The following is a 13,944-nucleotide window of genomic DNA, read 5'->3' as shown; positions in this document are numbered from 1 at the left end:
ATGTCCGACATCCTGTCCAAGATCGAAACCTACAAGCGCGAAGAGATCGCTGCGGCGAAGACCTTGCGGCCCTGGAACGAGGTGGTGGCGGAGGCGCATGATGCCCCGCCGGTGCGCCGCTTCCTGTCGGCGCTGAAGAAGAAGCGGGCCGAGCAGCAGTTCGCGCTCATCGCCGAGGTCAAGAAGGCGAGCCCGTCCAAGGGCGTGATCCGGGAGGACTTCAACCCGGCCGAGATCGCGCGAGCCTACGAGATGGGTGGAGCGGCCTGCCTGTCGGTCCTCACGGATCGGCCGAGTTTCCAGGGCGCGCCGGGCTACCTGATCGAGGCCCGCAACGCCACGCAGCTGCCGGTGCTGCGGAAGGACTTCCTGTTCGAGACCTACCAGGTCGCCGAAAGCCGCGCCTGGGGTGCCGACTGCATCCTCATCATCCTTGCCGCGGTGAGCGACGACACGGCCCGGTACCTGCTCGATGCCGCCGAGGAGTGGCGGATGGATGCACTGGTCGAGGTCCACGACCAAATCGAGCTCGATCGGGCGCTTGGTCTCAGTGCCGAGTTCATCGGTATCAACAACCGCAACCTCAGGACGTTCGAAACGACGCTCACCACGTCGGTCCAGCTGGCCGGCGGCGTGCCGCAGGGCGTGCACCTCGTGTCCGAGAGCGGTGTCAACACGCACGCCGACCTGCTGAAGCTCGAGCAGGCGGGCATCGGCACGTTCCTCGTCGGCGAGAGCCTGATGCGGCAGGACGACGTGACCGGCGCCACGACCAAGCTCCTCAGGGGTTGACGATGGCTCTCACCCACCTCAACCAGCGTGGGGAAGCGCATATCGTCGATATCGGCGACAAGGCGGTGACCCGACGCCGCGCCGTGGCGACGGCGCGCCTCGAGGCCAAGCCCGAGACGGTGGCGCTCATCCTCGGCGGCGAGCTCAAGAAGGGCGATGCGCTCGCTGTGGCCCGCGTCGCCGGGATCATGGCGGCCAAGAAGACGGCCGAACTCATTCCGCTTTGCCACCCGATCCCGCTCACCAAGGTTAGCGTCGAGATCGCGGGCGATGGCCCTGCCCTGCTCATCACCGCCACGGCCGAAACGACGGCCCAGACCGGCGTCGAGATGGAAGCTATGACGGCCGCATCGGTGGCCGCCCTGACACTCTACGACATGGCCAAGTCGCACGACCGGGCGGTGCGGATCGCCTCGGTGCAGCTCGAGGAGAAGTCGGGCGGGAAATCGGGTGATTTCCACCGATGATGCCGGTCGACGAGGCGATTGATCGCATATTCCGCAAGCTGCCGGCGCTTGGCAGCGAGACCGTGCCGCTCACCGCTGCTCATGGCCGCGTGCTGGCAAAGCCGCTCGTCGCCACCCATAGCCAGCCGCCGTTCGACGCCAGCGCGATGGACGGCTATGCCGTGCGCGCGGCGGAGGTCGTCCCCGGCCGCCCGCTGAAGCTTGCGGGCACCTCGCAGGCCGGCGCCCGTTTCGTGGGCATGATGGAGCACGGCCAGTGCGTGCGCATCTTCACCGGCGCCCCAATGCCGATCGGGGCCGATGCGGTGATCATGCAGGAAGAGGCGACGGCCAAGGGCAACCAGATCAGCTTCGAGAAGACGCCGCCGACCGGCCAGAGCGTGCGCAAGCAGGGTTTCGAGTTCCTGCGCGGCACCGAGTTGCTGCCCGCCGGTGTCGGACTCACGCCGGCGATGCTGAACCTCGCGGCGTCGGCGAACCGGCCGGAACTGGTGGTCACGAAGCGCCCACGGATTGCCGTGATCGCGACCGGGGACGAACTGGTTCCCCCCGGGTCGACGTTGGGGCCGGACCAGATCATAGCCTCCAATTCCTATGGCCTCGTGCCTTTGTTCGCTCCCTATGCAGCCGAAGTCCTCGACCTCGGCATCGTGCCGGACGACAAGCCGCGGATCGAGGCCGCCCTGCTGTCGGCGTTCGACCAGGGCGTCGACATGCTGGTGACGACCGGCGGCGCAAGCGTCGGCGAGCGCGACTACGTGCAGGAAGTGCTGCGCGACCTGGGCGTGGAACTCGACTTCTGGAAGCTCAGGATGCGGCCGGGCAAGCCGCTGATGTTCGGAACACGCGGGCGCACGCTCGTTTTCGGGCTGCCGGGAAACCCGGTCTCGGCGCTGGTCACCGCCACGATCATCCTCAAGCCGACCCTGAGGGCCATGACCGGCTTTGCCGATCCCTTCTGGCCGCGGATCGGGGCGCCGACACTGCTCGGGCTGCCGGCGAACGGGCCGCGGCGTCACTACATGCGCGCGACGCTCACCCGCAACGATATCGGCTTCCTGCAGGTGACGCCGATGTTCGAGACGGATTCGAGCCACTCGATGTCGCTGGCACTGGCCGATGCCCTGATTGTGCTGCCGGAGGACTCGCCCGGTGTGCCACCGGGCGAGATCGTCGAGGTCATTCCCCTCAACTGGAGCTGAGGCTCAGTCCTTGGCCAGTTCCCAGGTGTCGTCGGGGTTGAAGTCATTGATGCCCTTGACCTTCTCCGCCGTCTGAGGCCCGAGGTCGGTCTCGTAGACGATGCCGTCCTTGTTGACGAGGAAGGTGCTGACGCCGGTCTCGGCATAGGTGACCGGCCAGGCGACGATGGCGAAGCCGCCCGTCAGGTTGCCGTTGACGAGATAGTCCTGCTTGCCGCCGATGATGTTGGCGCCCTGCCCGGTCAGGATGCGGTAGCGATAGCCGTAATAGCCCTCGTCATTGCGGGCCTTCGCCATCTCCGACTCATCCGGGATCTCGGCGGCCGGGCTCTCGCCGTCACCCTGATCCTCGGGCCAGTAGAGGCCGTCCATCGTTCCCGGGGTACTGATGAGCTTCTGGGCATATTCGAGGACACCGTCGCCGTCGCGATCGAGCGTCATGTACTCATCCTCGGCATCGGCGAGGGCGCGGAGCGTGGCAACGGTCTCGATCTCGTTCTCGCCGACGCGCCGGTCGATGATCTCGTCGATGCCGGCATAGGTGTCGAAGGCCCACTTGCCGTCATCACCCTTCACCAGCGGGAAGGGCAGCGGCCAGAGCTGCTTGCCGAGCTCGATGATCTGCAGGTTGGGCTTATCGTCGACATGGACGCGCTTGGCTGCCGCGTCGCGCATCTGGTTGAAGGTGTCCATTGCCCCGTCCTGGGTCCGAAGCTTCGCCGCATCGAGACCCAGCAGCTTTGCCAACCCGTCGAAATCGTTGCTGGCAAGGGCCGCCTTGAAGGCATCGACGGCCTGCGCGGGCTGATCGAATGCCGGTGGATCCTCGTCGGCCGCGAAGTCGGCCAGTCCGGGCTGGTCGGCCGGTCCAGACTGGTCGGTCGATCCCGTCTGGTCGGTCTGGGCGGGCTGGTCGGTCTGGGCGAGGCCGGGGCTCGCCAGGGCGAGCGCCAGCAGGCTGGCTCCGAGGAGGGAGCAGGTGAACGTCATCCGGTTTGTCGTGCTCATTTGTCTGCTCCTCTCTTCAGCGACGCCCGCCACCACGGCCACCACCGCCGCGGCCACCACCACCGCGACCACCGCCGCCACGGCTCATGGAGCGGCCACCGCCGCCGCGGCTGTACGAGCGGTTCGATCCGCCGCTACGGCTCATCGATTTCTTGCCGCGGTTCGAATAGACCTTGGAGGACTTGCCGCCCCTCACTTCGCCCAGGCTCGACGGCTTCTTGCTGCGGGTACTGGCCTTGGGCTTCCCGGCCTTTGGCTTTCCCGCCTTGGCCTTCGCCTTTGCCTTGGTTCCGCTGCCCTTGGCAGCTGCTGCCTTCGACTTCGCTGCGGTGGCCTTGGGGTTGGCCCCTGCGGCCTTGGCCCTGGCCGCTGTTGCCTTGGGGTTGGCTCCTGCAGCCCTTGATCCGGCCAGCTTGGCTGCCCCAGCGGCAGCGCCGCCTGCGGCAATACCCGCTGCGGCGGCCGCTCCCCTGCCCTCGCCACCAGCTCGTACGTCCTTGGCCTTGGCCGCGCGGTCGACCTTGGACATTTCGTTGCGTTTGACGCCCTGGGCCCGGTCGCGAATGTTATTCGCGTTGTTGTCCATGATGTTGTTGCGGATGTTGCTGTTCTCGATCGCGCTGAACTGGTTGCGGTCGAAGTGACTGATCTTGTCGCGGTCGACGTTGCGCCAGTCGATGTCGCCAATGTCGACCTTTCCGTTGATGTCGATGTCGTTCATGCAGCGGTTGCAGTCGATGTCGATGCCGCTGTTGATGTCGCCGCCCCAGATGCCCCAGTCGTTCCAGTCGATGACCGCCCCCCAGAACGCGCCGGTCCAGAAGCCGGGGAAGTAGGGAGCGTCGTCATAGTCGTAGTAGTAGGGGTACGGGTCCTCGTAGTAGGTGATCGGAACCGCGGCGTAGTCGGGCTCGTAAAGCATCTCGGGTGGATACTGCGGGATGTAGATCACGCTCGAGCTGGCCGGCTCGATCACGACATTGTCGCCCTTCTCGCTCACCGTCATCTTGTCGTCTGACTTGAGGACGTTGTCCGCCACCGCCTCGTCGCGCAGCTGCTGGATGGCGACGAGCACGTCCTTCTGCTGGTAGGCGAGCGCGGTACCCAGGTTCTGGGTCCACTCGAGGTCGTCGCTCATCATCTTGACGATTTCGGGATAGTTGAGCAGCGCGATGACGCTGCCATCCCAATCCTTGTCCGGCTCCAGACTGCTGTCGCTCTTCTTCTTTTCGAGGAAGCGCTCGGCCTCGACGACCTGCAGCGGAAAGAGGGAGGCCGCGCCGATCAGCGCGAGCAGCTCGTCCGGATAGAGCGCGATGGGCGCCACCAGTTCCTGAAGCTGCTCCTCGGTCAGCGCCGCCGGCTCGGCCGCATCCTCATCCGGCGCGGAAGGAGGGGGAACCGCCGCTACCTCCTGGGCGTAGGAATAGAACCTGGGGACCTCGAAATAGGTCACCGGCAAGGCTATCGCTGCAGCGACGGCAATCATCGACCGTAGGTTGCGCATTGCTTGTCCTCCCGAACGCACCGAGCCAAGGCTCGCTGGATGGTCACCGGCGGATACCGCCGGTGGTGAGGACCTGATGGACGGCACAGTCCGCCCCGCCGTCTGCTGCGCACAGTAGAGCCGCGCTTCCAAGCCGGCGCTTAACGGCTCACGCGGCTTTTGCGGCAGATACTGGCCTAGTTTTCGTCAACTCTGCGCCGGAACAGGCTTTCTCCTAGAGGGAGACCGGCGCGGCCCCGGCCAATGCCGCCTCGACCAGGGCATCGCGATCGCGGAAGTGGTCGAGCTCGGCGGGGGACTCGGCGAAGCCCTCGGTCCAGGCGTTGATCCTGTCGACGCGGACGAAGATGGGGAGCGGATCGCCAGCACCGGCCACGACCTCCTGTAACTCCACCTGCAGGGCGCGCAGGCTGGACAGCGCATCGTTGACGTAGGTGGTCTCCGCCTTGTCCGCGGGCCACAGCGAGCCGCCGCTCTCGATCAGATAGCGCAGGGACACGATGTAGTAGCTGCCCTCGGCCAGCAAATCGCTTGCCAGTGCATCGAGCGCTTCGTCGCTCGGGCCCCGCGTGGAGAGTGTAGCGGCGTCGGCCGCCAACATGCGCGGGACGTCCTCGTCCGAAATGACGTCGAACCGCGCTCTCAGAAGCAGGAGTGTGGCGCGGCGCTCGAGATATGCCTCGCTCGTCGCGGCCGGTGCGTCGTCGGCCCGCTCATAGGTCTGCGAACGAGCATCCGCCGCGGTGGCCGGGAGAACCGTCGGCAACATCATTGCTGCCACCAGCATGAGAGATCGCAACGCCCCGGCCATGAGTATTCCCCTCAAATGAACGGACGACGCCTAGCACAACCGGGACGCCGGAGTTACGCGCTGATCCGGCAGCAGAGTTACTTCCGTGCGTTAAGGTTAGGGGGCAAGGTAAATGCGAATGGTGCCGCCGGAGACTGGCGCAGGCGACCAGGCTTGCCTATTGGATACCGGCCTGTCAGGGTTGCAACGCGGCAGTTCAGGGGTTGGGGGAACCACCGATGACTTGGTGGAATTGTTGAATGGCCGCATTTCGCTCGCCACCACGCATCGCTCTACTGTTGTCGCTGGTGCTTCTGCTGGCAGGCGTCTGGATTGCCTATGTCGAAGCGAAGTCCTACTTCTCGGGCGGCGACCTGCCGCTTGAGCGCTTCGAAGCGCTGGCGAAGGGAACCCAGACCATCGGCATGTCGACGACGTCCAAGCGGCTGGTGCTGGACAATTGTCTGGACGGGGTGGTTGCCGTCCACGCGCGCACGCAGCCGCCGGAGAAGCGGGACAGGGTCGCCGAGGAGTGCCGGAGCGTCGTCGACGAGATCGTCGCGCGGACCCCGGCCTATTCCTACGCCTGGTATGTCGGGGCGGTGGCCGCGTCGCGGCTGGGCGACACCAAGGGAGTCGTCGACCGGCTGCGCCAGTCGCAGGTCACGGGCCCCACCGAACAATGGATCGCCGAGCTCCGCGTCGGCCTTGCCGAGACCTACCTGGCCGACCTGCCGGTCGATGTGAGGACGCAGCACGATCGGGATCTTGCGCTGCTCGTGGCCAGCGATCGCGGCGTGCGGGCGATTGCGGCCCGCTATGTCCGCGACCCGGACTTCCGCGACCGCATCACGACGATCGTCGAGCAGATGCCGCAGCGGTCCCAGCAGCGGTTCCTTTCCAACGTGCAGCGCGCTGCAGGTGCCTAGATGACCATCCTGGTAGAGACGCGGCCGGCCATTTCGAGCACCCCCAGCCCGCGGGCGTGGAGCCGGCAATCGCAGCTGAACAACGTACTGGCCTATGCGCTGATCGTCTTCGTCGCGCTGGCGCCGGTGCCCTTCGGCAGCCACCGCCCGTTCTTCTGGGCCGTGAACGCCGCGATCGTAGGAGCGATCGGGTCGATCTACCTGTGGCGGCTTGGGCGGCTAGGCGAGCAGCCGCATCGGCGCCTTGCGTCGTACTGGCCGTCGGCGGTGCTCTATGTCGGCATCGGACTGTGGCTGGTGATCCAGGCCCTTCCAGCCGGCATCCTTGGTCCACTTGCCGATGGGGTGAGACCCTATCTCGCCGTGGTCACTCGTTCCGGGGCATCGATCGCAGTCGGGTCGATCAGCGTCGCACCCGACGCGACGCTGCTGATGCTGCTGCGCTGGGCAACCTACGGCATGTTCTATTTTCTCGTGCTGCAGATCGCGAGCAACGAGCGGCGGCGCGAACTCATCCTCCATGCGGTACTGGCGATCGCGACGTTCTACGCCATGTTCGGGCTCGGCTCGCTGCTGCAGTTCGGGGATACGATCCTGGGGCTGAAGAAGTGGACCTACGAGGGATCGGCAACGGCAACCTTCGTCAACCGCAACTCCTTCGCGACTTTCCTCGCCTTCGGCGCTGTGGTCGCGGTGTCGCTGATCTGCGGCAGCTTCGTGAGCCGCACCGATGAGACAGGCAGCCTCTCGGGGCGCCGGTTCGACCCGGTGGTGCTTCTCTATCTCGTGGCGCTCGCGGCCATCGTGGCCGCCCTGCTCGCGACGCAATCACGCATGGGAACGTTCGCGGCAACGGTAGGATGCGTCGTGGTGGCGCTGACAGGTATCAGCCGCATGCGCGGCTTGTGGGCGCGGGCGCTGTTGCTGCTGCCGCTGCTCGTCGGGGTGCTCGGGCTCGCCGTCTACGTCTTCGGGCAGAACCTCGTCGACCGGCTCGGCTCGCTGGAATCGAGCGCGGACGTGCGGCTCGACCTCTACGCGCAGGTGATCGAGATGATCATGGCGCGTCCATGGATCGGTTATGGCGGCGGCAGCTTCGAGCTCGCCTATCCGCTGTTCCACCAGTTGCCGGTGAGCCCGGACCTCGTCTGGGACAGGGCACACAACAGCTATCTGGCGCTGTTCGCCGAACTCGGCGTGGTGGCAGGGGGCGCGGTGCTGGTGTTACTTGGTCTGGCTCTCGTCCGCGTGCTGTCGCGGCTGGCCAAGGCACGGGCCGAGTGGCCGGCGCGTGCCGCGGCACTGGGCGTGATCATCGTTGCGGCAGTCCACTCGCTCGTCGACTTCAGCCTCGAGATCCAGGCCAACACCATCCTGTTCCTGCTGATCGTTGGACTGGGGGCGATGGACGCGCGGAAACCCCGTTGACGGGGGTAGCTCCGATCAGGAGCCGGTTCGGCGCAGGGCTTCCTGGCGGACCGTCTTGAGGATGATCCTCAGGTCGAGCGCCAGCGACATGTTCTGCAGGTAGGCGAGGTCGTGCTGGATCCGGGCGGTCGCCTTGTCGGCGTCCCTGGTCGGTCCCCGCAGCGCGTTCGCCTGGGCCCAGCCGGTGAGGCCTGGGCGCACCAGGGTGCGCAGGCCATAGTAGGGCACGAGCTCCTCGTAGGGCGCACCGGCCGCCAGCTGGCCCGGCACGTGCGGCCGCGGACCGACGAGCGACATGTCGCCACGAAGGATGTTGATCAGCTGCGGGAGCTCATCGAGACTCGATTGACGCAGGAAGCGCCCAACGGGGGTGCACCGGTCGTCGCGCTCCCTCACCTGGTCGACGCCTGAAGCATCGCATTGATCCACCCGCAGGCTGCGGAACTTGAGGATATCGAACGGGACGCCACGGAAGCCGACGCGCGACTGGCGAAACAGGACAGGCCCCCTGCTCGTCAGCTTGATGGCGAGCGCGACGCCGACCAGAAGCGGCGAGAGGGCCACGATCGCCGCCGTGGCAACGACGATATCCACTGCTCGCTTGACGCGGTAAGCCGAACCGGGCCGCACCTTCGAAACGTCGGGCACGCCGTCGCGGAAAGCCAGCGAAAGACCGCTGACGGAAACGACAGCGTCGGGCGACGGGACTGTCGGGAGGAGCCTCGAACGAGGCAATCCGGACCGCGAATGAGCGGCAGCGCGACCTCCGGATGCGAATTCGATGCTCATTGTTCCACCGTGAGTGGTCGACTCTCACGGGTGGCCATCGTGAGTTGTTACCGCAGTGTGATAATTAACATCAAGTTAATGACGCGCCAACAGGATTTTGCGATTCCACGTTCCGTGTGAACACCCGTTCGTTCAAGAGTAACATGGACGCAACACCCGAACGGGCCATCACGCCTGCAGAACAACTGACCTGGTTTGCTCCTCCGTGCAACCTCACACGAGCTGTCGTGCTGTCGCGTTCAGCCGATTTACTCGTTTTTCACCGCCGCATGGCCAATAGATCACGCGGCCTCCGAGACACACGCCCATGATCGGCGACGATATTCTTGGACGCTTACTTTAGTTGCGTGTCATTCTGAGACAGTCTCGATTGACTCCGTCGCCCCACCAGTTGTAGGATTAACAAAAGGTTAGCAGGGGTACGCGATATGAGATGGATCGTAGCAGGCGCGGTGGCGCTCTCCATGATGGCGAGCACCAATGCTTTTGCGCAGTCTTCGGCTGTCGACGACACCATGGCCGTGTGTACCTCGGTGATCGCCGAGCAGTACGAGAGCAGTGAGGATCCCCTGCCCCGCTGGCTTGAGTGCGTAGGTGCAGTCGAGGGCTTCCTCGCCGTCGTCGGTGCAGTTGGCCCGAGCGCCGATCCGCTCATCGGCGAACTGGTCGCAGCTCTCGCCGAGCTTTATCGCGATGACGACCAGTGCAAGATTAGGGAGACCGAGCTGCCGCTTGCCATTGCGACGGCGGCCGGCGGCGTCTTCGAGGAAGTGATCAAGGCCGAGTACATCCTGATCGGCGAGCAGATCACCGACTGCGATATCGGCGGGACCGCCGCGATCGTGGTGACACCGGCCAGCGACGCCTGAGCCGTACTCAGATCGCCGACCAGCTCTTCGGGTTTGCGCCGGACATCGCCAGGAAGCGCAGGTTCGCCTGCGCCATCGGCTTGATGGCGTTGGTCAGGTTGTCGAGCACGAAATTCCCCTCCGACGTGCGAACGATCAGGACCGCGTGCCCGACGCCCGAGCGTGTCTTGGCGGAGGCAATCCGCAGGGCGCTGGGCGGAAAGCCCATCTTTATCAGGCGCGCACGCTTGGTCACGACGTAGTCCTCGCAATCGCCGGAGGCTGGGTTCAGCGTCCAGGTGTCGCGCTTCGCGTCGTTCCGCGGGCGAATCGACCGATTGACCTCCGAGTTGACCCGCTTGAGCTTGCTGAGGCCGGCGTCATCGAGGTTGATGGAAGCCGCTCCGCCGCCGGTGCACTGGTTGGGATTGCGGATGCAGAAGACCTTGAACCCGAGAGGCGACAGCGACGCCGACGCCTCGGCCAGGGCAGGTGCGCCGAACGTCACACCGCCAGCCACCAGAGCAATCGCGCAGAGAAAACCGGCCTTGTTCATTTTCCAGCCCCCAAACGGTCCCGTCCTGGACCTGGGGGCATCATTCCAGCTGTCGCTTGCGGTGATTGCTCCAATTTCCGCGCAATTTTAGCTAAATCCAATCGTTGGCACAGGGCGGGATGTGATCGATGCATCGTCGCTCCTCCCCCGCCGGCACGGGTGATAACCCGATCTTTACCCGGATGTTGCAGAACATAACTGGAACGGATACAAGAACGTTCAGTCTTTGTTCCGATTCTCATGGGGACGGCCATGCTGACGCGCAAGCAACACGAACTGCTGATGTTCATCCACGAACGGATGAAGGAATCCGGCATCCCGCCGTCGTTCGACGAGATGAAGGATGCGCTCGACCTACGGAGCAAATCCGGCATCCACCGGCTGATCACGGCGCTGGAGGAGCGCGGCTTCATCCGCCGCCTGCCCAACCGAGCGCGGGCGCTCGAAGTGATCAAGCTGCCAGACTCGATGAATCCGTCGCTCGGCGGCCGCAAGGCGCGCTTCGAGCCGTCCGTCATCGAGGGCAATCTCGGCAAGGTGGCGGCGCCCCCTGCCCGGTCGGCGACGGTATCCAGCATCGACTCGTCGCGCTCGGTGACAGTGCCTGTGATGGGCCGTATTGCTGCGGGCACGCCGATCGAGGCCATCCAGTCGCACAGCCACACCATCAGCGTGCCGCCCGAGATGCTCGGGCCAGGCGAGCACTTCGCCCTCGAGGTCCGCGGCGACTCGATGATCGAGGCAGGTATCTTCGATGGCGATACCGTGCTGATCAAAAAGCAGGACGCGGCTTCGACCGGCGAAATCGTGGTTGCGCTGGTCGACGATGAGGAAGCGACGCTCAAGCGGCTGCGCCGCCGGGGTAATTCGGTGGCCCTCGAGGCCGCCAATCCCGCGTACGAGACACGGATCTTCCCACCCGACCGGGTGAAGGTGCAGGGTCGCCTCGTCGGCCTGCTCCGCAAGTACTGACCTCCGACCTGTTGCCAATCGGGTCCCTGGGCCGGCATTGCGCCGGCCCTTTTTCTTATGAAACCGGAGTCCGCCCGCGGCAATTTGCTCTAGGGCGCGTGCTGCAAAGACGGTAGGGTCCGCGCCGCCGATGTGCAGCGGCGCAATAGCTGCGGCGTTTCCGGCACTTGGATCGTACTGGAAGAGTGGACAACCTTTCCGTTTGCGCTCTAGGCGGCGTGGTTAGTATGCGGGCTCGCGGCCCCGGGAGAGAATGTTGGCAGGACAGGTCGAGTGGGTCGCCGTCGATTGGGGCACGTCCAATCTGCGCGCCTGGGGCATCGATTCCGAGGGGGACGTCGCGTTCGCGCGTTCCTCACCCGACGGGATGGGGCGGCTGAGCCGCGAGCAGTACCCCGATGTGCTGACGGCCCTGCTGAGCGGCGTCGCCGACGAGGTCAGCGATGTGCTGATCTGCGGGATGGCGGGCGCGCGACAAGGCTGGATGGAGGCGCCCTATCTGGATGCCCCGGCCGAACTCGGCCGCCTTGCAGCGGGCGCCGTGACACCGGAGATGCCGGGTCCACTCGATCCGCGCATCCTGCCGGGCGTCTGCCTGCGCGACGTCGGTGCAGAAGATGTGATGCGCGGCGAAGAGACCCAGCTCCTCGGTCTCTCAGCGATGATCCCAGGCTTCTCGGGCCTCGTCGTCATGCCGGGTACCCACAGCAAGTGGGCCCTGCTCGACGGAACTCGGCTCACGCGTTTCTCCAGCGCCATGACCGGCGAGGTGTTCGAACTCCTGCGCACTCATTCGGTGCTGCGCCATTCGCTGGGCGGCGAACTCGAGGGCGAGGATCGCGATCTCGGGTTCGATGCCGGCCTCGACCAGGGGCTGGAGCACCCGGAACGCCTCACGGCGACGCTGTTCAAGGTTCGGGCAGGTTCGCTGCTCTCGGGCCGGAGCGCACCGTGGTGCGCCGGCTTCCTCTCGGGGCTCTTGATCGGTGCCGAGATCGGCGGCCAGCGCGACTGGATCGGCAATGCCGAGATCCCGCTGATCGGCAGCGTCGGACTATGTGGATTGTATCAGATCGCCTTCAACCGGCTTGGTGCGCTGACCCGCGTCGTCGACGCGACGGACGCAACGCTGGCCGGCCTCAAGGCGGCAAGACAGGGGTAAGACCATGAACCATCGCCATATCATCGCAATCCTGCGCGGGATCACCCCTCCCGAGACCATTGCCGTCTGCGAGGCGCTGATCTCGGCCGGCATCACCATGATCGAAGTGCCGCTCAACTCGCCGGAACCGCTGCGTTCGATCGGCGACGCGGCGAGGGCGTTCGATGGGCAGGCCATGATCGGCGCCGGCACCGTCCTCTCGCGCTCTGACGTGGATGAGGTTGCCGATGCCGGCGGCAAGTTCATCGTCTCGCCGGATGCCAATCCTGAGGTCATCGAGGCCACCGTCGAGCGTGGGCTCGCGTCGTATCCCGGTGTGTTCTCGCCGAGCGAGGCGTTCACTGCCATCCGTTCGGGCGCGACCGGGCTCAAATTCTTCCCGGCCGAGGTGCTGGGCCCCAAGGGTATCAAGGCAATGAAGGCGGTGCTGCCGCCGACCATTCCGCTTTATGCGGTCGGGGGCGCAAACCCGGACAATTTCGGGGAGTACTTCGCCGCCGGCTGCGCCGGGTTCGGGCTGGGCACGTACATCTACAAGCCCGGCATGAGCGTCAACGAGGTCGCGCAGCGGGCTGCTACCGCCGTGTCCGCCTATGATCAGGGAAAGTCTGAATGAACCAGAAAGCCGAACTCTTCGCCGACAGCCGCTGTGAACTCGGCGAAGGGCCGTTCTGGCATCCGCTGCTCGGGCGCCTGTTCTGGTTCGACATCCTGAACCGCACCATGCTGAGCGCGGGCGACGACGGGCACATCGTCGACCGCATCGTGTTCAAGGACACGGTCAGTGCCGCGGCCGTCATCGACAAGGACACGCTTGCCGTCGCCCAGTCCGGCGCCCTGCTCCGCTACGATCTCGCCTCCGACAGTTCGACGACCATCGTCGGTATCGAGGATGACGTGCCCGGCAATCGCACCAACGACAGCCGCGTCGACCGCTCAGGCGGGTTCTGGATCGGCACGATGGGGCGGAAGGCTGAGCCCGGCGTCGGTGGCGTCTACCAGTACCGGGCCGGCAAGGTCACCAAGGTGATCGAGAATATCCGCATACCCAATTCGATCTGCTTCTCTCCGGATGGCCGCACTGCCTACTTCACGGATTCCGGCCGGATGATCGTGAAATGCAGCCTCGATCCCGAGACGGGGCTGCCGATCACCCCGTGGGAGGACTTCTTCACCATGGACGGACCGGGCGGCGCCGACGGGTCGGTCGTCGACTCCGAGGGCTTTGTCTGGAATGCCCGCTGGGGCGGAAGCAAGGTGATCCGCATCTCGCCCGACGGGAAGCTCGACCGCGTGATCGAGGTGCCGGGCGTCACCCGCGTGAGCTGCCCGGCCTTTGGCGGCAAGGACTACAAGACGCTCTTCCTCACCACTGCCCGGGAGGGCATGACGGACGAGGAGGCAGAGCGCGAGCCCCATGCGGGCAGCGTCTTCGCCATCGATGTCGACGTTCCCGGCCTCGCGGAACCCTTCCTCAAGCTGTGAGTATCGGCT

At 65.5% G+C, this 13,944-nt stretch carries 15 protein-coding genes; 10 read left to right on the top strand and 5 right to left on the bottom strand.

The window, feature by feature from the left end; all coding sequences use genetic code 11:
• From trpC to PRN20_RS13020, 3 genes are read left to right on the top strand one after another with little or no spacing between them, the layout of a single operon-like run.
• The gene (gene trpC, locus PRN20_RS13030; protein ID WP_273958091.1) at positions 1-792 is read left to right on the top strand and encodes an indole-3-glycerol phosphate synthase TrpC; all 792 of its coding nucleotides are present in this window, start codon (positions 1-3) and stop codon (positions 790-792) included.
• On the top strand, positions 789-1,259 hold the full coding sequence (gene moaC, locus PRN20_RS13025; RefSeq protein WP_273957831.1) for a cyclic pyranopterin monophosphate synthase MoaC: 471 nt from the start codon (positions 789-791) through the stop codon (positions 1,257-1,259). Before trpC ends, moaC begins: the two co-directional genes overlap by 4 nt.
• Positions 1,256-2,461: a molybdopterin molybdotransferase MoeA gene (locus tag PRN20_RS13020; protein ID WP_273957830.1), complete on the top strand. Its 1,206-nt coding sequence runs from the start codon at positions 1,256-1,258 to the stop codon at positions 2,459-2,461. The genes moaC and PRN20_RS13020 overlap by 4 nt, the downstream gene beginning before the upstream one ends.
• Positions 2,462-2,464: 3 nt before the next feature.
• Here PRN20_RS13020 and PRN20_RS13015 read toward each other — a convergent pair whose 3' ends face one another.
• From PRN20_RS13015 to PRN20_RS13005, 3 genes are all read right to left on the bottom strand, one after another.
• A complete protein-coding gene (locus PRN20_RS13015) occupies positions 2,465-3,469 on the bottom strand; it encodes a DUF2950 family protein (protein WP_273957829.1) in 1,005 nt (334 codons plus the stop codon).
• Positions 3,470-3,485: 16 nt separating this feature from the next.
• Positions 3,486-4,976, bottom strand: a complete 1,491-nt coding sequence (locus PRN20_RS13010) for a DUF3300 domain-containing protein (protein WP_273957828.1) — start codon at positions 4,974-4,976, stop codon at positions 3,486-3,488.
• Between the two features lie 214 nt (positions 4,977-5,190).
• The gene (locus PRN20_RS13005) at positions 5,191-5,787 is read right to left on the bottom strand and encodes a hypothetical protein (protein WP_273957827.1); all 597 of its coding nucleotides are present in this window, start codon (positions 5,785-5,787) and stop codon (positions 5,191-5,193) included.
• A 239-nt stretch (positions 5,788-6,026) separates the two neighbouring features.
• Here PRN20_RS13005 and PRN20_RS13000 point away from each other — a divergent pair, with 239 nt between their 5' ends.
• Positions 6,027-6,695, top strand: a complete 669-nt coding sequence (locus PRN20_RS13000; RefSeq protein ID WP_273957825.1) for a hypothetical protein — start codon at positions 6,027-6,029, stop codon at positions 6,693-6,695.
• Positions 6,696-8,123, top strand: coding sequence for an O-antigen ligase family protein (locus PRN20_RS12995; RefSeq protein WP_273957824.1), 1,428 nt, complete (start codon positions 6,696-6,698; stop codon positions 8,121-8,123).
• A 15-nt stretch (positions 8,124-8,138) separates the two neighbouring features.
• Here the strand turns inward: PRN20_RS12995 and PRN20_RS12990 are convergent, their stop codons facing one another.
• The gene (locus PRN20_RS12990) at positions 8,139-8,858 is read right to left on the bottom strand and encodes a sugar transferase (protein ID WP_273957823.1); all 720 of its coding nucleotides are present in this window, start codon (positions 8,856-8,858) and stop codon (positions 8,139-8,141) included.
• Positions 8,859-9,340: 482 nt separating this feature from the next.
• On the opposite strand from PRN20_RS12990, the gene PRN20_RS12985 reads away from it, so the two are divergent.
• Complete coding sequence (locus PRN20_RS12985) at positions 9,341-9,781, top strand: hypothetical protein (protein ID WP_273957822.1); 441 nt, start codon at positions 9,341-9,343, stop codon at positions 9,779-9,781.
• A gap of 7 nt (positions 9,782-9,788) precedes the next feature.
• Here the strand turns inward: PRN20_RS12985 and PRN20_RS12980 are convergent, their stop codons facing one another.
• Positions 9,789-10,316, bottom strand: a complete 528-nt coding sequence (locus tag PRN20_RS12980; protein WP_273957820.1) for a transglutaminase-like cysteine peptidase — start codon at positions 10,314-10,316, stop codon at positions 9,789-9,791.
• A gap of 252 nt (positions 10,317-10,568) precedes the next feature.
• On the opposite strand from PRN20_RS12980, the gene lexA reads away from it, so the two are divergent.
• The 4 genes from lexA to PRN20_RS12960 all read left to right on the top strand — a co-directional run bounded on the left by lexA (position 10,569) and on the right by PRN20_RS12960 (position 13,935).
• Positions 10,569-11,288, top strand: coding sequence for a transcriptional repressor LexA (gene lexA, locus PRN20_RS12975; protein WP_273957819.1), 720 nt, complete (start codon positions 10,569-10,571; stop codon positions 11,286-11,288).
• Between the two features lie 253 nt (positions 11,289-11,541).
• Positions 11,542-12,450, top strand: a complete 909-nt coding sequence (locus tag PRN20_RS12970) for a 2-dehydro-3-deoxygalactonokinase (RefSeq protein ID WP_273957817.1) — start codon at positions 11,542-11,544, stop codon at positions 12,448-12,450.
• 4 nt (positions 12,451-12,454) lie between these two features.
• The gene (locus tag PRN20_RS12965; RefSeq protein ID WP_273957816.1) at positions 12,455-13,066 is read left to right on the top strand and encodes a 2-dehydro-3-deoxy-6-phosphogalactonate aldolase; all 612 of its coding nucleotides are present in this window, start codon (positions 12,455-12,457) and stop codon (positions 13,064-13,066) included.
• Entirely contained in the window at positions 13,063-13,935 is an 873-nt protein-coding gene (locus PRN20_RS12960) for an SMP-30/gluconolactonase/LRE family protein (RefSeq protein ID WP_273957815.1), read from the top strand. Before PRN20_RS12965 ends, PRN20_RS12960 begins: the two co-directional genes overlap by 4 nt.
• Positions 13,936-13,944 lie beyond the last annotated feature (9 nt).

Source organism: Devosia sp. ZB163, from assembly GCF_028613635.1.
Lineage (GTDB): Bacteria > Pseudomonadota > Alphaproteobacteria > Rhizobiales > Devosiaceae > Devosia_A.
The sequence above is the reverse complement of the archived record's forward strand: the minus strand, read 5'-3'. Positions and strand labels throughout refer to the sequence as shown.